At 60.9% G+C, this 20,192-nt stretch carries 16 protein-coding genes; 7 read left to right on the top strand and 9 right to left on the bottom strand.

All coding sequences use genetic code 11. From position 1 onward, the window contains the following. Window positions 1–2 precede the first annotated feature (2 nt). The 4 genes from gatB to F8N66_RS06355 all read left to right on the top strand — a co-directional run bounded on the left by gatB (window position 3) and on the right by F8N66_RS06355 (window position 3,459). Window positions 3–1,448, top strand: coding sequence for an Asp-tRNA(Asn)/Glu-tRNA(Gln) amidotransferase subunit GatB (gene gatB, locus F8N66_RS06370; protein WP_150769383.1), 1,446 nt, complete (start codon window positions 3–5; stop codon window positions 1,446–1,448). 149 nt (window positions 1,449–1,597) lie between these two features. Then, window positions 1,598–1,969 (top strand): septal ring lytic transglycosylase RlpA family protein, encoded by a 372-nt coding sequence (locus F8N66_RS06365; RefSeq protein ID WP_150769382.1) that lies wholly within the window; start codon window positions 1,598–1,600, stop codon window positions 1,967–1,969. Window positions 1,970–2,019: 50 nt separating this feature from the next. Beyond that, on the top strand, window positions 2,020–3,063 hold the full coding sequence (locus tag F8N66_RS06360; protein WP_150769381.1) for a calcium/sodium antiporter: 1,044 nt from the start codon (window positions 2,020–2,022) through the stop codon (window positions 3,061–3,063). Between the two features lie 15 nt (window positions 3,064–3,078). Further along, on the top strand, window positions 3,079–3,459 hold the full coding sequence (locus F8N66_RS06355) for a carboxymuconolactone decarboxylase family protein (RefSeq protein ID WP_150769380.1): 381 nt from the start codon (window positions 3,079–3,081) through the stop codon (window positions 3,457–3,459). A gap of 128 nt (window positions 3,460–3,587) precedes the next feature. On the opposite strand, the gene F8N66_RS06350 is transcribed toward F8N66_RS06355, so the two are convergent. The 9 genes from F8N66_RS06350 to F8N66_RS06310 form a co-directional block, all read right to left on the bottom strand. Next, the gene (locus F8N66_RS06350) at window positions 3,588–4,529 is read right to left on the bottom strand and encodes an AEC family transporter (RefSeq protein ID WP_150769379.1); all 942 of its coding nucleotides are present in this window, start codon (window positions 4,527–4,529) and stop codon (window positions 3,588–3,590) included. A 162-nt stretch (window positions 4,530–4,691) separates the two neighbouring features. After that, window positions 4,692–6,245, bottom strand: a complete 1,554-nt coding sequence (gene garD / locus F8N66_RS06345; RefSeq protein ID WP_150769378.1) for a galactarate dehydratase — start codon at window positions 6,243–6,245, stop codon at window positions 4,692–4,694. A gap of 11 nt (window positions 6,246–6,256) precedes the next feature. Next, on the bottom strand, window positions 6,257–7,621 hold the full coding sequence (locus F8N66_RS06340) for an MFS transporter (protein ID WP_150769377.1): 1,365 nt from the start codon (window positions 7,619–7,621) through the stop codon (window positions 6,257–6,259). Between the two features lie 140 nt (window positions 7,622–7,761). Further along, complete coding sequence (locus F8N66_RS06335; RefSeq protein ID WP_150769376.1) at window positions 7,762–9,201, bottom strand: aldehyde dehydrogenase family protein; 1,440 nt, start codon at window positions 9,199–9,201, stop codon at window positions 7,762–7,764. Between the two features lie 75 nt (window positions 9,202–9,276). Then, window positions 9,277–10,188: a 5-dehydro-4-deoxyglucarate dehydratase gene (gene kdgD, locus F8N66_RS06330; RefSeq protein WP_007976489.1), complete on the bottom strand. Its 912-nt coding sequence runs from the start codon at window positions 10,186–10,188 to the stop codon at window positions 9,277–9,279. A gap of 403 nt (window positions 10,189–10,591) precedes the next feature. Next, window positions 10,592–11,341, bottom strand: coding sequence for a FadR/GntR family transcriptional regulator (locus F8N66_RS06325; RefSeq protein WP_150769375.1), 750 nt, complete (start codon window positions 11,339–11,341; stop codon window positions 10,592–10,594). A gap of 197 nt (window positions 11,342–11,538) precedes the next feature. Continuing rightward, window positions 11,539–13,266 carry an ABC transporter ATP-binding protein/permease gene (locus F8N66_RS06320; RefSeq protein ID WP_150769374.1) on the bottom strand — a complete coding sequence of 576 codons (1,728 nt, stop codon included), beginning with the start codon at window positions 13,264–13,266 and terminating at the stop codon, window positions 11,539–11,541. A gap of 97 nt (window positions 13,267–13,363) precedes the next feature. Beyond that, window positions 13,364–13,924, bottom strand: a complete 561-nt coding sequence (locus F8N66_RS06315) for a response regulator transcription factor (RefSeq protein ID WP_150769373.1) — start codon at window positions 13,922–13,924, stop codon at window positions 13,364–13,366. Further along, on the bottom strand, window positions 13,917–15,179 hold the full coding sequence (locus F8N66_RS06310) for an ATP-binding protein (RefSeq protein ID WP_150769372.1): 1,263 nt from the start codon (window positions 15,177–15,179) through the stop codon (window positions 13,917–13,919). The genes F8N66_RS06315 and F8N66_RS06310 overlap by 8 nt, the downstream gene beginning before the upstream one ends. Before the next feature lie 272 nt (window positions 15,180–15,451). Between F8N66_RS06310 and F8N66_RS06305 the strand changes: the two genes are divergently transcribed. The 3 genes from F8N66_RS06305 to F8N66_RS06295 all read left to right on the top strand — a co-directional run bounded on the left by F8N66_RS06305 (window position 15,452) and on the right by F8N66_RS06295 (window position 20,178). Then, window positions 15,452–16,168 (top strand): SIMPL domain-containing protein, encoded by a 717-nt coding sequence (locus tag F8N66_RS06305; protein ID WP_150769371.1) that lies wholly within the window; start codon window positions 15,452–15,454, stop codon window positions 16,166–16,168. Window positions 16,169–16,644: 476 nt separating this feature from the next. Further along, the gene (locus F8N66_RS06300; protein WP_150769370.1) at window positions 16,645–18,270 is read left to right on the top strand and encodes an ABC transporter substrate-binding protein; all 1,626 of its coding nucleotides are present in this window, start codon (window positions 16,645–16,647) and stop codon (window positions 18,268–18,270) included. Window positions 18,271–18,576: 306 nt separating this feature from the next. Next, the gene (locus F8N66_RS06295) at window positions 18,577–20,178 is read left to right on the top strand and encodes an ABC transporter substrate-binding protein (RefSeq protein ID WP_150769369.1); all 1,602 of its coding nucleotides are present in this window, start codon (window positions 18,577–18,579) and stop codon (window positions 20,176–20,178) included. The last annotated feature ends 14 nt before the right edge of the window (window positions 20,179–20,192 follow it).

Genomic DNA, 20,192 nt, shown 5'->3' with positions numbered 1-20,192 from the left:
ACATGCAATGGGAAGTCGTGATCGGGCTGGAGATTCACACCCAGCTCACCACCCGGTCGAAAATCTTTTCCGGTAGTTCCACCACCTTCGGTTCCGAGCCGAACACCCAGGCCAGCCTGATCGACCTCGGCATGCCTGGCGTATTGCCAGTGCTGAACCAGGAAGCGGTGCGCATGGCGGTGATGTTCGGTCTGGCAATTGACGCCGAGATCGGCCAGCACAACGTGTTCGCCCGTAAAAACTACTTCTACCCGGACCTGCCCAAGGGCTACCAGATCAGCCAGATGGAACTGCCGATCGTCGGCAAGGGCCACCTGGACATCGCGCTGGAAGACGGCACGGTCAAACGCGTCGGCATCACCCGCGCGCACCTGGAAGAAGACGCCGGCAAGAGCCTGCACGAAGAGTTCAGCGGCGCCAGCGGCATCGACCTGAACCGTGCCGGCACGCCACTGCTGGAAATCGTCTCCGAGCCGGACATGCGCAGCGCCAAGGAAGCCGTGGCTTACGTCAAGGCGATCCACGCCCTGGTGCGCTACCTCGGTATCTGCGACGGCAACATGGCCGAAGGCTCGCTGCGTTGCGACTGCAACGTGTCGATCCGTCCTAAAGGCCAGGTCGAGTTCGGCACCCGCTGCGAGATCAAGAACGTCAACTCGTTCCGCTTCATCGAGAAGGCGATCAACAGCGAAATCCAGCGTCAGATCGAACTGATCGAAGACGGTGGCAAGGTGATCCAGCAGACGCGCCTGTACGACCCGAACAAGGACGAAACCCGTCCGATGCGCAGCAAGGAGGAAGCCAACGACTACCGTTACTTCCCCGATCCGGACCTGCTGCCGGTGGTGATCGAGAATTCGTTCCTCAACGACGTGCGCGCCACCCTGCCGGAACTGCCACCGCAGAAACGCGAGCGCTTCCAGGAGCAATTCGGCCTGTCGGTCTACGACGCCAGCGTGCTGGCTACCAGCCGCGAACAAGCCGACTACTTCGAGAAAGTCGCGAGCATCGGCGGCGACGCCAAGCTGGCAGCCAACTGGGTCATGGTTGAACTGGGCAGCCTGCTCAACAAGCAAGGCCTGGACATCGAGGACTCGCCGGTTTCGGCCGAGCAACTGGGCGGCATGCTGCTGCGCATCAAGGACAACACCATCTCGGGCAAGATCGCCAAGGTGGTGTTCGAAGCCATGGCCAACGGCGAAGGCAGCGCGGACGAGATCATCGACAAGCGCGGCCTCAAGCAAGTGACCGACACCGGCGCCATCTCGGCGGTGCTGGACGAAATGCTCGCGGCCAACGCCGAGCAGGTTGAACAATACCGCGCGGCAGACGAAGCCAAACGCGGCAAGATGTTCGGCTTCTTCGTCGGCCAGGCCATGAAAGCCTCCAAAGGCAAGGCCAACCCGCAACAGGTCAACGAACTGCTTAAAAGCAAGCTCGAAGGCTGATAGGAATGGAGCCAGCCAAATACACTGGCTCCATTCCCTTGTGGGAGCGGGCTTGCTCGCGAATGCGGTTCGGCACTCAACTCAGAGTTGACTGTCAGAATGCATTCGCGAGCAAGCCCGCTCCCACATTTGTTTTTGGAAGCTTTCAAATGAAGCGTCTACTTGGATTTTGCGCCCTGCTCTCTCTGCTATCAGGTTGCGCCAGCACCGACACCGTCGACCCACACGGCTACGACAAGACCGGTATAGCGTCCTATTACGGCGCCAAACACCAAGGCAAACGCACCGCCAGCGGCGAGCGTTTCGACAAGAATTCCCTGACCGCCGCCCATCGCCAGCTACCCTTTGGTACGCGGGTGAAGGTCACCAACCTGAACAACGACAAGTCCTGCGTGGTGCGCATCAACGATCGCGGGCCTCACACCCGTGGCCGCCTGATCGACCTGTCCCATGAAGCGGCCGAACGACTGGGTATGCTCAGAAGCGGCACTGCACGGGTTCGCGTGCAAGCCCTCGACTGACACACGGAGCCCAGACCATTTTCGGACTAGCCGATTTACCCCTGATCAGCGTGATCGAATTACTCAGCGGGCTGGTGCTGTTGATTGCCGGCGCCGAACTGATGGTACGTGCCGCGGTGCGCCTGGCTGCGCGCCTGCATGTGCGACCGCTGATCATCGGCCTGACCATCGTCGCCCTCGGCAGCAGTGCACCGCAAATGGCAGTGAGCCTGCAGGCGACCCTGGCGCACAACGCCGACATCGCCGTGGGCAGCGTGATCGGCAGCAGTATCTTCAACATCCTCGTGACCCTCGGGCTGTCGGCGCTGATCATCCCGTTGCGGGTTTCACGGCAACTGGTGCGCCTGGACATCCCGCTGATGATCGGCGCCAGCCTGCTGGTGTTCGTGCTGGCCTGGAACGAAGACCTGACCCGCGTCGACGGCGTGATACTGCTGGCGGCGCTGCTGCTGTACCTGGCCTTGCTGCTGCGCCAATCGCGGCATTCGGCGCGTCCGGTGTCCAGCCACGACCATGCCGGCCAGGCACCGTGGATCAGCAGCCTGCTGATGATCGCCGCCGGCCTGGCCATGCTGGTGTACGCCGGGCATTTGCTGCTGGGGGCGGCGGTATCGGTCGCCACCGACCTGGGGCTGTCGGAACGGATCATCGGGCTGACCATCGTCGCCGTCAGCACCTCCCTGCCGGAACTCGCGACTTCGCTGATCGCCGCCTTGCGCGGTGAGCGGGAGATTGCGGTGGGCAACGTGATCGGCAGCAACCTGTTCAACCTGCTGGGCGTGCTCGGCTTGACCGCGCTGATCGCGCCGTCACCGCTGTCGGTGTCGCCCAATGCCCTGGATTTCGACCTGCCGGTGATGCTCGGCGTCGCGGCGCTGTGCCTGCCGGTGTTCTATTCCGGTTACCGGGTGACCCGCGCCGAAGGCCTGCTGTTTCTGGGCTTGTACCTGGCCTACGGCCTGCACGTGGTGTCGTTCACCACCGGCATGCCGCTGGCGGGCAAACTTGAACATTTGATGTTGTTTTTCGTCCTGCCGGCGCTGGTGGCGTTCCTGCTGTTCACGTCGCTGCGCGCCTGGCGTCGCCAACACTAAAAAGAGGAAATGGCCATGACCGAGCACAAGAAGACCGGCGTTGAAGTACGTCGCCAAGTGATGGGCGACGCCTTCGTCGACCGCGCGCTGGGCAACGCCACCGAATTCACCCAGCCGCTGCAGGATTTCGTCAACGAACACGCCTGGGGCGGCGTGTGGAATCGCGAAGGCCTGCCACTCAAAACCCGCAGCCTGATCACCCTCGCCGCGCTGACCGCGCTGAAGTGCCCGCAGGAACTGAAGGGTCACGTGCGCGGCGCGCTGAACAACGGCTGCACCGTGGAAGAAATCCGCGAGGCGCTGCTGCATTGCGCGGTGTATGCCGGCGTGCCGGCGGCGATCGATGCGTTCCGCGCGGCGCAGGAAGTGATCGATAGCTACCAGAAGCCGGTGTAAATATCCGAATGTTGCAACGACGGGTCTGACGCCTTCGCGAGCAAGCCCGCTCCCACAGGGGAATGCATTCCAAATGTGGGAGCGGGCTTGCTCGCGAAGAGGCCCTACAATTCACCGCAAATCTGCAGCTAGATCCACCCACCCCACTGCAACAAAAAGATCCCGATGTTGGTGGTCACCGCCGCCATCAGCGTGGTGATGACAATGATCGCCGCCGCCAGCTCATGATTGCCATCCGCCGCCCGGGCCATGACGAAACTGGCGGCGGCGGTCGGGCTGCCGAAGTACAGAAACAAAATTCCCAGCTCCGCGCCGCGAAAGCCCCAGAGCCACGCCCCCAACGTCGCCAGGATCGGCAGGCCGAGCATTTTCACCAGGCTTGAACTGAGCGCCATCTTGCCGCTTTTGCGCAACGCCGCGAGCGACAACGTGCCGCCGATGCAGATCAGCGCCAGCGGCAAGGTGGTTTGCGCCAGGTATTGGCCAGAGGTTTCCAGCCAGCCCGGCAAGCCGATCTTGAAATACGCAAACGGCGCCGCCGCGATCACGCTGATGATCAGCGGGTTGCTGAATACGCTTTTGCAGATGCTCCACGGGTCGGACTTGATGATCGGGCTGTACACCGCCAGCACGATGGTCGACAGGGTGTTGTAGAACAGGATCACCAGCGCCGCGAGGATCGCGCCGAGGGAAATGCCGTAGTCGCCGTACATGCTCGCCGCCAGTGCCAGGCCGATCACCCCGTTGTTGCCGCGGAAAGCGCCCTGGGTATAGATCCCGCGGTCTTCACGCGGGCACTTGAGAATCGCCCAGCCCCAGGCAATGGCGAAACACGCCAGGGTCGCGAGGGAGAAATAGATCAGCAGTGCCGGTTGCAGCGCGGCGTGCAGGTCGGCATGCAGGATGCCCAGAAACAGCAACGCCGGCATGGTGACGTTGAACACCAGGGCCGACGCGGTATGGATGAAGTTGTCGTTGATCCAGTCGATGCGCTTGAGCAATACACCCAGAAACAGCATGGCGAACACCGGTGCGGTGATGTTCAGGGTTTCGAGGAAAATTGCCAGCATGCCGGGGGAACCTTGAGATGCGCGTCGTTAGGGGGCTAATGATAAGCCACCGGGCCTGATTTAAGATCAAAAGATCGCAGCCTGCGGCAGCTCCTACATTGGAATTTGCGTTTCCCTGTAGGAGCTGCCGCAGGCTGCGATCTTTTTACAGGCGACGCGAAATCAGGTAATTGGCGCCGGGTTGAACAGGGTGATGTCGTTGTGCAGCTTATGCCGCTCCGCCCACGTCTGCTGTTTGCCGCTGGCCACGTCCAGGTAGTAGTGGAACAACTCCCAGCCCAATTCCTCGATCGACGCCCGTCCGGTAGCAATGCGCCCCGCATCGATGTCGATCAGGTCCGGCCAGCGCTGTGCCAGTTCGGTCCGGGTCGACACCTTCACCACGGGCGCCATGGCCAGCCCGTATGGCGTGCCGCGACCGGTGGTGAAGACGTGCAGGTTCATCCCCGCCGCCAACTGCAAGGTCCCGCAGACGAAATCGCTGGCCGGGGTCGCGCAGAAGATCAGGCCTTTTTCCTTGAACCGCTCGCCAGGGCCGAGCACACCGCTGATCGCGCTGCTGCCGGACTTGACGATCGACCCCAGGGACTTCTCGACAATGTTCGATAGCCCGCCCTTCTTGTTGCCCGGCGTGGTGTTGGCACTGCGATCCGCTTCGCCCTTGGCCAGGTAACGGTCGTACCAGTCCATTTCGCGCACCAGCTCTTGTGCGACTTCCCTGGTTTTCGCCCGGGAGGTCAGCAGGTAGATCGCATCGCGCACTTCGGTCACTTCGGAAAACATCACTGTCGCGCCGGCGCGCAGCAACAGGTCCGAGGCATAGCCCAAGGCCGGGTTGGCGGTGATCCCGGAAAACGCATCACTGCCGCCACACTGCATGCCCAGGATCAGCTCGGACGCCGGCACGGTTTCCCGGCGGCGTTGATCGAGCTTCTTCAGGCGGACTTCAGCCAGCTCCATGATCTGCTCGATCATCTCGGTAAAACCGTGGCTGGAATCCTGCAGGCGGTACAGCCACGGCTCGCTCAAATCCACCGAGCTGTCGTCCTCGTGCATCACCTGCCCGGCCTGCAACTTCTCGCAGCCCAGGCTGATCACCAAGGCTTCACCGCCCAGGTTCGGGTTGCGCGCCAGGTTGCGCACGGTGCGAATGGGGATGTATGCGTCAGTGGCGGTAATCGCCACGCCACAGCCGTAGCTGTGAGTCAGCGCCACTACGTCATCGACGTGCGGGTACTTGGGCAACAATTCGTCCTTGATGCGCTTGACCGCATGATCCAGCACGCCCGTGACGCACTGCACCGTCGTGGTGATGCCCAGAATGTTGCGCGTGCCGACGGTGCCGTCGGCATTGCGATAACCCTCGAAGGTGTAGCCTTCCAGCGGTGCTTGCGCGGCCGGCACTTCGGTGGACAGCGGCAGGCTGTCCAGCGGTGGCGCGGTCGGCATGCGCAGTTGATCTTCCTTGACCCAGCTACCGCGTGGAATCGGCTGCAACGCGTAGCCAATGGTCTGGCCGTAGCGAATCACCTGGCCACCCTCGGGAATGTCTTCCAGGGTGACCTTGTGGCTCTGTGGCACGAAGTCCACGGTGACCAGTCCATCGGCAAACGCGGTACCGGCCGGTACGCCCTGATCGTTGACCACGATCACTACGTTGTCCCGCTCGTGCAGGCGGATGTAGCGCGGCGAGTCGGAATGTTCAATCAACTGCATGACGCCGCTCCTCAGGAATGCGCTTGAGACAATTTGTTGTGGGTTTCAGGACCATTGACCGGTGGCTCTTTGAGCACCACACGCTTGATCGGACCCACGATCACCAGATAGCTGAACACCGCGACCAGGGCGTTGCAACCGACAAATACCAGCGCCCACTTGAACGAACCGGTGGAGCTGATGATGTAGCCGATGACGATCGGGGTGGTGATCGACGCCAGGTTGCCGAAGGTGTTGAACAAACCACCGCTCAGGCCGGCGATCTGTTTAGGCGAGGTATCGGACACCACGGCCCAGCCCAGTGCGCCCACGCCTTTGCCGAAGAATGCCAGGGCCATGAAGCCGACCACCATCCATTCAACGTCGACGTAGTTGCACGCCACGATGCTGCTGGACACCAGCAGGCCGGCGATGATCGGCGCCTTGCGTGCGAACGTCAGCGAATGGCCCTTGCGCAGCAGGTAATCGGAAATCACCCCGCCGAGCACGCCACCGATGAAGCCGCAGATCGCCGGCAACGAGGCGATGAAACCGGCCTTGAGGATGGTCATGCCGCGCTCTTGCACCAGGTACACCGGGAACCAGGTCAGGAAGAAGTAGGTGATGCCGTTGATGCAATACTGGCCCAGGTACACGCCCAGCATCATGCGGTTGGTCAGCAACTGGCGGATGTAGTCCCACTTCGGACCGTCGGTTTTTTTGCCTTTGTCCTGGTCCATGTCGACCATGCCGCCGTTGTCGGCGATGTGCTTGAACTCGGCGTCATTGATCATCGGATGCTGGCGCGGGCTGTAGATCACTTTCAGCCAGATGCCCGAGAAGATGATGCCGATCACGCCCATGACGATGAACACGTGCTGCCAGCCGAAGCTGTAGACGATCCAGCCCATCAGCGGGGCGAACAACACGGTGGCGAAATATTGCGCCGAGTTGAAGATCGCCGAGGCAGTGCCGCGCTCAGCGGTCGGGAACCAGGCCGCGACGATGCGTGCGTTGCCGGGGAAGGACGGCGCTTCGGCCAGGCCCACCAGGAAGCGCAGCATGAACAGCGCCACCACCGCCGTGGACATGCCGAACTCGCCGACATAGCCCTGCAGCACGGTGAACAGCGACCAGGTGAAAATGCTCAGCGCGTAGATTTTTTTCGAACCGAAACGGTCCAGCAGCCAGCCACCGGGAATTTGCCCGGCCACGTAGGCCCAACCGAATGCGGAGAAGATGTAGCCGAGGGTGACCGCGTCAATGCCGAGGTCTTTTTGCAGGCTGGAGCCGGCGATTGCGATGGTAGCCCGGTCGGCGTAGTTGATCGTGGTCACCAGGAACAGCATGAGCAGGATCAAATAGCGGACGTGAGTCGGCTTCTGGGTCGATTGCATGTAGATGTACTCCCACTGATTATTTTTATGCGCGGGTGAATCTGTTGTATTCCCTGTAGGAGCTGTCGAGTGAAACGAGGCTGCGATCTTTCAAAGATCAAAAGATCGCAGCCTCCGGCAGCTCCTACAGGGGTGTTGCGTCAGGAGCCGATGTAGCTGGTTTTCACTACGGTGTAGAACTCCTGCGCATAGCGACCTTGCTCACGTGATCCATAGGATGAACCTTTACGCCCACCGAACGGAACGTGGTAATCCACGCCGGCGGTCGGCAGGTTGACCATCACCATCCCGGCCTGGGAGTGGCGCTTGAAGTGGTTGGCGTACTTCAACGAGGTCGTGGCGATGCCCGCCGACAGACCGAACTCGGTGTCGTTGGCCATGGCCAGCGCTGCCTCGTAATCGGCCACGCGAACGATGTTGGCCACCGGGCCGAAGATCTCTTCGCGGCTGATACGCATCTCGGCTTCGCTGTCGGCAAACAGGGTTGGCGCGAGGTAATAGCCTTCGGTGTCGCACGTCACCAGACCGCCGCCGCTGACCAGGCGCGCACCTTCGGACTGGCCGATGTCGATGTACTTCATGTCCTGTTCAAGTTGCGCCTGGGACACCACCGGACCGATGTCGGTACCGGCTTTCAACGCGTGACCGACCTTGATCGATTTCATGCGCTCGGCCATGGCTTCGACGAACCGGTCGTGAATTCCGGCAGTGACGATCAGGCGGCTGGAAGCCGTGCAACGCTGGCCGGTGGAGTAGAACGCGCTCTGTACCGACAGTTCGACCGCTTGCTTGAGGTCGGCATCGTCGAGAATGATCTGCGGGTTCTTGCCACCCATTTCCAGCTGGACTTTTGCCTGGCGCGATACGCAGCTGACGGCGATCTGGCGACCGACGCCCACGGAACCGGTGAAGCTGATGCCGTCGACTTTCGGGCTGTTGACCAGTGCTTCGCCCACCACACGACCGCTACCCATCACCAGGTTGAACACGCCGGCCGGGAAGCCGGCGCGGGAGATGATTTCCGCCAGGGCCCAGGCGCATCCCGGTACCAGGTCGGCAGGCTTGAGCACCACGCAGTTGCCGTAGGCCAGGGCCGGGGCGATTTTCCACGACGGGATGGCAATCGGGAAATTCCACGGGGTGATCAGACCGACCACGCCCAGGGCTTCGCGAGTGACTTCAACGTTGACGCCCGGACGCACCGATGGCACGTAGTCGCCGGACAGACGCAGGCATTCACCGGCGAAGAACTTGAAGATGTTACCGGCGCGGGTCACTTCACCGATGGCTTCCGGCAGGGTCTTGCCCTCTTCCCGGGCCAGCAAGGTGCCGAGCTCTTCGCGACGGGCAAGGATTTCCGTGCCGACTTTATCCAGCGAGTCATGACGCGCCTGGATGCCGGACGTGGACCATGCCGGGAACGCAGCGCGGGCGGCTTCAATGGCGGCGTTGACCTGGGCCAGGTCAGCCTTGGCGTAGTCGCCGATGGTGTCGCTCAATTCCGACGGGTTGATGTTGGCCGAATAATCGGAACCGGCGACCCACTCGCCGTTGATGTAGTTGTCGTAGCGCTTTGTCACTGGAGTGCCCTCGAATCGTAAAGACTTCACGCAAAAGGCCGCTGAATACTCAGCGGCCTCGTTTAAACGGGTGTGTTACTGCGCACCTTGCTTGTCGATCAGCGCGGCGAGCATTTCGTACTCTTCGCCGGTCAGGTCGGTCAGCGGCGCACGCACAGGGCCTGCGTCATAGCCGGCGATTTTTGCCCCGGCCTTGACGATGCTCACGGCGTAGCCGGCCTTGCGGTTACGGATGTCCAGGTACGGCAAGAAGAAATCGTCAATGATCTTGCCAACGGTGGCGTGATCTTCGCGGGCGATCGCGTGGTAGAAGTCCATCGCGGTTTTCGGGATGAAGTTGAACACCGCCGAGGAGTAGACCGGTACGCCCAGCGCCTTGTAGGCCGCGGCGTAGACTTCGGCGGTCGGCAGGCCGCCCAGGTAGCTGAAGCGATCACCGAGGCGGCGACGGATCGACACCATCAACTCGATATCGCCCAGGCCATCCTTGTAGCCGATCAGGTTCGGGCAGCGCTCGGCCAGACGTTCCAGCAGCGGCGCGGTCAGGCGGCAGACGTTACGGTTGTAGACCACGACGCCGATGTTGACCGATTTGCACACGGCTTCAACGTGGGCGGCAACGCCATCCTGGCTGGCTTCGGTCAGGTAGTGCGGCAGCAGCAGCAGGCCTTTGGCACCCAGGCGCTCGGCTTCCTGAGCGTACTCGATGGCTTGGCGGGTCGAACCGCCTACACCGGCCAGAATCGGCACACTGGTCGCGCAGGTATCGACTGCAGTCTTGATGATTTCCGAATATTCACTGGCCGCCAGGGAGAAGAACTCACCGGTACCGCCGGCGGCGAACAGTGCCGAGGCGCCGTAGGGGGCCAGCCATTCCAGACGCTTGATGTAGCCAGCGCGGTTGAAATCGCCCTGGGCATTGAAATCGGTCACCGGGAAAGACAGCAGACCAGAGGAGAGGATGGACTTCAGTTCTTGTGGATTCATTATTCGAACACCCTGTGCGACGTTTTGTGTGAGAAGACAGCTCAGCCTGCGCTGAAGTTGTAGGTCATCGTACAACTTAAAATACAACCGTCAACTGCATTTCATCGTCGGGGGTGAAAATTGTTGGACACGGATTGTTAATCCGCCGTGTTTACAGGGTCTTCAGGGTGGAGAGGCGGGGGTAAAATCAGGCGACCAACGGCATGACAGAGATACGTTGTCGGAGGATCAGCGGTGAATGTCGAAGGTTTTGTGGAAGGGCTGGCGGCCTCTTCGCGAGCAAGTCCGCTCCCACGTTTGATCCGCGGCGTTCACAAACGCTGTGATCGGCGAAGTTCGAAGGTGGGAGCGGGCTTGCTCGCGAAGGCAATCTGACAGGCAATGTACAACTACGACCGAAAACCTACCCCCGCTGCGCTTCAGCCTCTTCATGGGCATGGCGCAACCGCTCACGGCTGTTGGTCAGGTGCAGGCGCATGGCCGCGCGGGCGGCGTCTGAATCCTGGCGGGCGATGGCGTCGTAGATCTCTTCGTGTTCGCGACTCAGGCGATTCATGTAGTGCTGCTGATCGTCATGGGCCAGCCGCGCGGAATTGAGCCGGGTGCGCGGGATGATGCTGGTGCCCAGGTGGGTCATGATGTCGGTGAAGTAGCGGTTACCGGTGGCCAGCGCAATCTGCAGGTGGAACTGGAAGTCCGAGGCCACGGCATCGCTGGCGTGGGAGACACTTTCATTCAGCGCATCCAGCGCCGCCCTCATCAAGGAAAGCTGCTCGGCGCTGCGGCGTTGGGCTGCAAGGCCGGCGGACTCCACTTCGAGGCTGATGCGCAATTCCAGGATGGCCAACACGTCACGCAAGGTGACCACGGTGGCCGGGTCGATGCGAAAACCGCTCGGGCTCGGGGTGTCGAGCACGAAGGTGCCGATGCCGTGGCGGGTTTCCACCTGGCCGGCCGCCTGCAAACGGGAAATCGCTTCACGCACCACCGTGCGACTGACGCCATGGGCATCCATGATCGCCGACTCGGTGGGCAACTTGTCGCCACGCTTGAGGTGACCGTCGCGGATCTGCTCGGACAGCACCGTCACCAGTTCCTGAGCGAGGCTGCGGCGCTTGCGAGGGAGTCGTGGTGCGGCGTTGGGGTTTTCCATGGTGAACATCTGTCTCGAAAAAATCGGCTGAAAGCCCATCATAGCTCAACGCCGTTGTACGATCACCGTTGAGGTGAACACTGCCCAATCCCGATGTGGGAGCGGGCTTGCTCGCGAAGACGGAGTTTCAGACACCTTTGCCCGGACTGACAGTCCGCCTTCGCGAGCAAGCCCGCTCCCACAGGGATCTACCCCATTCAGGCAGTCACGGCCTGGTCCACCAGATGACCGTTTTCGATACGCACATGCCGCGGATGGAAACGCTTGAGGCTGCTGCGGTGGCCGACGCTGACGATGCTCAGCCCCGGCAATTCATCGATCAGCGCCTGGTACAGCGTGGCTTCATCCTCTTCATCCATCGCCGATGTCGCTTCGTCCATGTACAGCCATTGCGGCGCATAAAGCAGGGCCCGGGCAAAGGCCAGGCGCTGCTGTTCACCCGGCGAGAGCATGCGCTGCCAGTGATTGGCTTCGTCCAGACGCGCTACCAGATGCGGCAAGCGGCAGGTTTCCAGTACGTGGGCATAGCGCTCGTTGGTATAGGTATCGCCAGGCTGTGGATAACTCAGCGCTTCACGCAGGGTGCCAATCGGCAAATAAGGCTTTTGCGGCAGGAACAGATAACGCGCCGCCGGCAGGCGAATGCTGCCGTGACCGCTCGGCCACAGGTGCCCCATCGCCCGCAACAGGGTCGACTTGCCGCTGCCGGAACGCCCGCTGAGCATCACGCGCTCGCCCTCCTCCACGGTCATGTCGGCATTGGTCAGCAAGTGGCGACCATCTGCCAGGTCGAGCCCAAGGTTGTGCACGTTCAACGCATCGCCCTGATTCTGCACGTCGATGGCCGGCGCGCGCTCTTCGTTGTCGGTCATGGCCTGGCGGAAGCTCAGCAGGCGATCGCAGGTGGCGCGCCAGGACGCGAGGCTCTGGTAGGCGCTGATAAACCAGCTGAAACTTTCCTGCACGTTGCCGAACGCCGAGCTGATTTGCATCAGCTCGCCGAGTTCGATCTTGCCGGACAAGTAACGCGGCGAAGCGACGATGAACGGAAAGATGATGGCGGCCTGACTGTAACCGGCGGTGAAGAACGTCAGGCGCTTGGACACCTTCATGATGTCCCAGAAGTTATGCCAGACCATCCCGAAGCGGGTGCTCAGCCGACGATGTTCATTCGGTTCGCCGTTATACAGCGCAATGCTTTCGGCATTCTCGCGAATCCGCACCATGGAGAAACGCAGGTCGGCCTCGAAGCGTTGTTGCTGGTTGTTCAGGCCGATCAGGCGACGACCGATCAAGTGCGTCAGCCAACTGCCCACCACGGCATACACCAGCACGCACCAGAACATGTAGCCGGGAATGGTAAAACCCCACACTTCAATACTGCCCGACACACCCCACAGGATGATCGAGAACGACACCAGGCTGACGATATTGCGAAGCAAACCGATGCCCAGTTCCAGCGTGTTCGAGGTGAAGTTGTTGAGGTCTTCGGAAATCCGCTGGTCCGGGTTATCGGTATAGCCGCCCTGCTCCAGCCGGTAGTAATTCTTGTCGGCGAGCCAGCGGGAAAAATACTGCTCGGTGAGCCACGCCCGCCAGCGGATCGTCAACATTTGCGTCAGGTAGAGTCGGTACACCGCACCGACAATCGCAACGGCTGCGATCCCGCAGAAATACCCGATCAGCCGCCAGAACGCCGCTTCGTCCTTCTGTTGCAGGGCGTTGTAGAAGTCCTTGTACCAGGTGTTGAACCACACCGAGATCCCGACGCTGACCAGCGACAGCGCAATGACCGCGATCAGCAGCGTCCAGGCCTTGACCCTTTCCTCGCTGCGCCAGTAAGGCGTCGTCATCGCCCAGACTTTTCGGAAAAACTGCCCGCGCACGGCATCGTTGACCGCGGAATATTCAGCGTTCTGATTCATGGATAAGGCTCGATAGAAAAAGGTACACGCACGAACCGATCATAGATGATCGGTCCGGATTGTCGCGAGGAGTGGCCCGCATTCGTTCAGCGCAGGTTCAGCGGCGAACGGGACGCTTCTGCAGTTTGCGCTGCAGCGTGCGGCGGTGCATGCCCAGGGCGCGGGCGGTGGCGGAGATGTTGCCTTCGTGCTCGGTCAGCACGCGCTGGATGTGTTCCCACTGCAAGCGGTCCACGGACATCGGGTTTTCCGGCACCAGGCTGTCGAGGTCGGCATGTTCGGACAACAGCGCGGCCAGCACGTCGTCGGCGTCGGCCGGCTTGCACAGGTAGTTGCAGGCGCCGCGCTTGATCGCTTCCACGGCGGTGGCAATGCTCGAATACCCGGTGAGGATCACCACGCGCATTTCCGGGTCCATTTCCAGCAACTTGGGCAGCAGCACCAGGCCCGAATCGCCGTCCATTTTCAGGTCCAGCGCGGCGTAGTCCGGCAGATCGTTCTGGGCGATGGTCAGCCCTTCTTCGGCGGAACCGGCGGTGCTGACGCGAAAGCCACGGCGGGCCATGGCGCGGGCCATCACCCGGGTAAAGGTCGCATCGTCGTCGACCAGCAGCAAATGCGGCAGTTCTTCGCCTTCAACCTGGATATCGTCACTCATGTTGGTCTCCTCGGGCGCCATGGGGCAAGCGCAGCTCGGTGAGCGTGCCGCCTTCCTCATGACTATAGAGTTTCACTGAGCCGCCGGCGCGTGTCACGCTGGCCTTGCTCAAAAACAGGCCCAGGCCGAAACCTTTGCCCTTGGTGGTAAAAAACGGCTTGCCGATCTGTTCGGCAATGGCCAGTGGCACACCGGCGCCGTGGTCGCGGATGCTGATGGTCAAGTCCTCGGCATTCCAGTCCAGGGTCACTTGCAGCCCTTCGGGACAGGCATCCGCCGCGTTGTTCAACAAATTCAGCAGCGCCTGGGTCAGGTCCGGCGGCGGCGCCATGCGCGGCACCGTGCCCTGGCCCAGGCGCTGGAAGCGGTAACTGGCTTCGGGGCGCATCAGGTGCCAGCGATTGAGCGCTTCATCGAGCCAGTCGGTGACGTCCTGCATCTCCACCGCCAGACGGCGATTGGCTTCGGCGGCGCGCACCAGGTGCTGCAACGTCTCTTTGCACAGCTTGACCTGATCCTGCAGCACGCTCAGGTCTTCCTGCAACATCGGGTCGTGGTGGTCCTGGCGCATTTCCTTGAGCAGTACGCTCATGGTCGCCAGCGGCGTGCCCAGCTCGTGGGCCGCGCCGGCCGCCTGGGTGGCCACGGCCAGCAATTGCTGGTCACGCAGGCCCTCTTCGCGGCGGATGGCGCGCAATTCTTCCTGACGACGCAACTCTTCGGCCATGCGCGCGGCGAAGAAAGTGATCACTGCCGCCGCCAGGGCAAAACTCAGCCACATCCCGTACACCTGCAGGTTTTCCCGGGCGATGGGGAAGGTCTGCAACGGATAGAACCGCGCCAGCAACAGGGTGTACATCGTCAGGGCGATGCCCGACAGAATCACCGAATAACGCCACGGCAAGGTCACCGCGGCGATGGTCAGCGGCACCAGGTAATAAGAGACGAACGGGTTGGTCGAACCGCCGGAGAAATACAGCAAGGCACTGTGGATAAACAGGTCGCAGGCCAGTTGCACGGCGTATTCAAGCTCGGTGACCGGCCAGGAGGTGCGCAGGCGAATCGCCGTGAACGCGCACAGCAGCATCGAGCAACCGAGGGTCGCGGCCAGTTGAAACCAGGGCAGCGGCAGCAGTTCGAGCCAGTAGGCCAGGCCCACGGAACCGGCCTGGGCGGCCAACACCAACGTGCGGATGAAGGTCAGCCGCCAGAGGTTCTGGCGCGTGGCGGAAGTGATTTGAACGGGGGCGAGCATGAGCTCTCCTGATGAGCGCTCCAGGCGGATCGCAGGGAGTATAACCAAGCAGCGCCTTCAGAGGCGAAAGTGCGGCAAACGACCACATGTAGGAGCGAGCATGCTCGCGATGGTCGTTAACGATAACGCGGGAGACGAGCAAGCTCGCTCCCACAAAGGGCGTGCGCATCTGTATAGAAGTTGTAACTGTGCGAACCGGATCATTAACGCTAGAGTCTGATGGTTTCACGCAGGCCCGCATTATTCCCTGCGCACCACCCCTAGGAGCCTTCATGCACACAAACCGCCGCAGCGCCGCCCTCCTCGCCCTGAGTATTGGCACTCTCGCCAGCCTCCCGGCCCTGGCGGCCGACGAGCTTCATTACAACCAGATTTCCCTGCGCGCCGAAGTCAGCCAGGAAGTGGCTCGCGACCTGATGATCGTGACCCTCTACACCGAAGAACAAAATACCGACCCGGCCAAGCTCGCCGCCGACGTCAGCACCACCCTGAACAAGGCATTGGCCCAGGCCAAACAGGTCAAGGACATCACCCTGCGCCAGGGCAGCCGCAACAGCTACCCGATCTATGACGCCAAAGGCCAGAAGATCACCGGCTGGCGCGAGCGCGCCGAACTGCGCCTGGAGAGCACGGATTTCGCCGCGCTGTCGAAGCTGACCGGGGAACTGCTCACCGACCTGAAAATGGGCGGCATGGATTTCGCCATCGCCACGCCAACCCGCAAGGCCAGCGAAGACACCCTGCTCAAGGACGCCGTGACTGCCTTCAAGGCCCGCGCTCAGCTCGCCACCGATGCCTTGGGCGGCAAGGGCTACAGAATCGTCAACCTGAACTTCAACAGCAACGGCTACCCGCAACCGTACATGCGCGCACCCATGATGATGAAAGCCGCTGGCATGGACAGTGCTCCGGTCACGCCAGACGTTGAAGCCGGCACCAGCCAGGTCAGCATGACGGCCGATGGTTCGATTGAAGTGCTGATGCCTTGATTCGATAACCCCCGGGCAAAAAAAGACGATCGCCTGCGTGATCGTCTTTTTTTTTGCAAACAGCGTCTATGCTCAATCGGGTAGCGAAAGTCACACCCCGTAAAACGACATCAGTTGCACTTGGTACAACTCACGGCTATCGATCAGGACTCGTGCAACGATAACCACTCCCATTCACCGCCTACCCACCCCCACAGGACGGGTATAAATTGGTAACACCTCGCCCCAGCCACGGGCAACCCATACCCGGCTCGCACCATAAAAGTGCGCCAGTTGCACTGCAAAAATGCCGCGCAAACGGTCAAATGCGTCAAAATTTATACAAATGCGACATTAAGGTACGTTCGTGCCACCGTTTAACGCTTGTAGCCGCTCTGGATCTTGCATTGGGTATGGGCCCTGCATAAGTATCCGCAGGCACGACTCACGAGGTCGTCCTCAAAATCAAAAAATGACAACAAAATCATGAGGCCACCATGCTAAAACACGCGGTCATTCCGTTTTTAGTCGGCGCCAGCTTGTTAGCTAGCGCACCGTTCGCCCAAGCTGCGACTAACCTGGTGTTCTGCTCCGAAGGGAGCCCGGCCGGTTTCGATCCAGGTCAATACACCACCGGAACCGACTTCGACGCCTCTGCAGAAACCATGTTCAACCGCCTGACTCAGTTCGAGCGCGGCGGCACCGCCGTTATTCCTGGCCTGGCGACCAGCTGGGACGTCTCCGACGACGGCCTGACGTACACCTTCCACCTGCGTGAAGGCGTCAAGTTCCACACCACCCCGTACTTCAAGCCGACGCGTACCTTCAACGCGGACGACGTGCTGTTCACCTTCAATCGCATGATTAGCAAGGATGACCCGTTCCGCAAAGCGTACCCGACCGAATTCCCGTACTTCACCGACATGGGGATGGACACCAACATCACCAAGATCGATAAAGTCGACGACAACACCGTCAAGTTCACCCTCAAGGACGTCGATGCCGCGTTCATCCAGAACATGGCCATGAGCTTCGCCTCGATCCAGTCCGCCGAGTACGCTGCCCAGCTGCTCAAGGAAGGCAAGGCCGCCGATATCAACCAGAAACCGGTTGGCACCGGCCCGTTCGTGTTCAAGAGCTACCAGAAAGACTCCAACATCCGCTACACCGGGAACAAGGACTACTGGAAGCCTGATGACGTCAAGATCGACAACCTGATCTTCGCCATCACCACCGACCCGTCGGTTCGCATCCAGAAGCTGAAGAAAGGCGAGTGCCAGGTCACCCTGTTCCCTCGTCCGGCTGACCTGAAGGCGCTGAAGGAAGACAAAACCCTGAAGGTGCCTGACCAGGCCGGTTTCAACCTGGGTTACATCGCCTACAACGTGATGCCGCAGGTCAAGGGTCAAACTGTTCCCAACCCGCTGGCCGACCTGAAAGTGCGTCAGGCACTGGACATGGCGGTCAACAAGCAGCAGATCATCGACTCCGTGTACCAAGGCGCCGGTCAGTTGGCCGTCAACGCCATGCCACCGACCCAGTGGTCCTACGACACCACCATCAAGGACGCCAAGTACGATCCTGAGAAAGCCAAGGAGCTGCTCAAGGAAGCGGGCGTCAAAGAGGGCACGGAAATCGTTCTGTGGGCGATGCCTGTGCAACGTCCTTACAACCCGAACGCCAAGCTGATGGCCGAAATGCTGCAGTCTGACTGGGCCAAGATCGGCCTGAAGGTCAAGATCCAGAGCTACGAGTGGGGCGAGTACATCAAGCGCTCCAAAGGTGGCGAAAACCAGGCGATGCTGATTGGCTGGAGCGGTGACAATGGTGATCCGGACAACTGGCTGAACGTGCTGTTCGGCTGCGACTCGCTGGAAGGCAACAACTTCGCCAAGTGGTGCGACAAGAAGTTTGACGACATCGTCAAGCAAGCCAAGCGCACCTCGGATCAGGCCAAGCGCACCGAACTGTACAAGCAGGCGCAACACGTCCTCAAAGATGCTGTTCCATACACACCTATCGCTCACTCGACGGTGTTCCAACCGATGCGTGCCGAAGTGCAGGACTTCAAGATCAGCCCGTTTGGCTTGAACTCCTTCTACGGCGTCAGCGTCAGCAAGTAAGGTTTGGCAACGGCGACGTTTCTGACGTCGCCGTTGCTTTATCTACCGAGAAAGCAGGAAATCGCCTACATCCAAATCGTCTGCTGACTACAGTAGAGCGCTAGGACGCGTCGTCTTTTCCCACGAGTCTTTCGGACTTTTCGCATTTACTGCCGGGCCCACGGTTCATACCGTCGGGATCCGACCAGCTCATGCGTGGGTCATCGGTTTATTTGCAGCACGTCATGGCTGGATACCAGTGATGCCTTCCACGCCTGCACACGGCACGAAGGCTCATTGCCAAAACACTGAACAAGAGAGAGCGTCATGCGCCATACCTTGGTTTTATCCGCATTGCTGGGCACCGGCCTGTTGGCCGCCACCTCCATGAGCCAGGCCGCCAACAACAGCCTGGTGTTCTGCTCCGAAGGCAGCCCCGCCGGTTTCGATACGGCGCAGTACACGACCGCGACTGACAACGACGCGGCCGAACCGCTGTATAACCGACTGGCCGAGTTTGAAAAGGGCGCGACCAATGTCGTACCCGGCCTGGCCACCAGTTGGGATATTTCCGAGGACGGCCTCAAGTACACCTTTCACCTGCGCCCAGGCGTGAAGTTTCATACGACCAAGTACTTCACGCCCACCCGCGACTTCAACGCCGATGACGTGCTGTTCACGTTCAATCGCATGCTCGACCCGCAACAACCCTTCCGTAAGGCTTACCCGACCGAATTCCCGTACTTCAACGGGATGAGCCTGAACAAGAACATCGCCAAGGTCGAAAAGACCGGGCCGCTGACCGTGGTCATGACGCTCAACAGCGTGGACGCCGCGTTCATCCAGAACATCGCCATGAGCTTCGCCGCGATCCTCTCCGCCGAATACGCCGACAAGCTGCTGGCCGAAGGCAAGCCGAGCGACATCAACCAGAAGCCGATCGGCACCGGGCCGTTCGTATTCAAGAGCTACCAGAAAGACTCCAACATCCGCTACACCGGCAACAAACAGTACTGGGACCCCAGCCGGGTCAAGCTCGACAACCTGATTTTCGCCATCAACACCGATGCGTCGGTGCGCGTGCAGAAGCTCAAGGCCAACGAGTGCCAGATCACCCTGCACCCGCGCCCTGCCGACGTGACCGCGTTGAAGAACGACCCGGCACTGCAGCTGATCGAGAAACCCGGCTTCAATCTCGGCTACATCGCCTACAACGTGCGCCACAAGCCTTTCGACCAACTCGAAGTGCGCCAGGCGCTGGACATGGCGGTGAACAAGCAAGGCATTCTCAACGCCGTTTACCAGGGCGCGGGGCAACTGGCGGTCAACGCGATGCCGCCGACCCAGTGGTCCTACGACGAGACGATCAAGGACGCCGCCTACAACCCGGAAAAAGCCAGGGAACTGCTCAAGGCGGCCGGCGTGAAGGAAGGCACCGAAATTACCCTGTGGGCCATGCCCGTGCAGCGCCCATACAACCCCAACGCCAAGCTGATGGCCGAGATGCTCCAGTCTGACTGGGCGAAGATCGGCCTCAAGGTCAAGATCGTCAGCTACGAATGGGGCGAGTACATCAAGCGCACCAAGAACGGCGAGCACGACGTCAGCCTGATCGGCTGGACCGGTGACAATGGTGACCCGGACAACTGGCTCGGCACGCTGTACAGCTGCGATGCCATTGGTGGCAACAACTACTCCATGTGGTGCGATCCGGCTTACGACAAGCTGATCAAGCAGGCCAAGGTCGTGACCGACCGCGAGCAGCGCACCGTGCTGTACAAACAGGCGCAGCAGTACCTCAAGCAGCAGGTACCGATCACGCCAGTCGCCCACTCGACGGTCAACCAGCCGCTGAGCGCCAAGATCGAAGGGTTCAAGGTCAGCCCGTTCGGTCGCAACGTGTTCTCGGGTGTCGGCATCGAAAAATAAAACCGTGTAGCTGA

Source organism: Pseudomonas fluorescens (assembly GCF_902498195.1).
GTDB classification, from domain to species: Bacteria; Pseudomonadota; Gammaproteobacteria; order Pseudomonadales; family Pseudomonadaceae; genus Aquipseudomonas; species Aquipseudomonas fluorescens_BU.
Note: the sequence above shows the minus strand (reverse complement) of the source record. Positions and strands in the feature narration are given on the sequence as shown.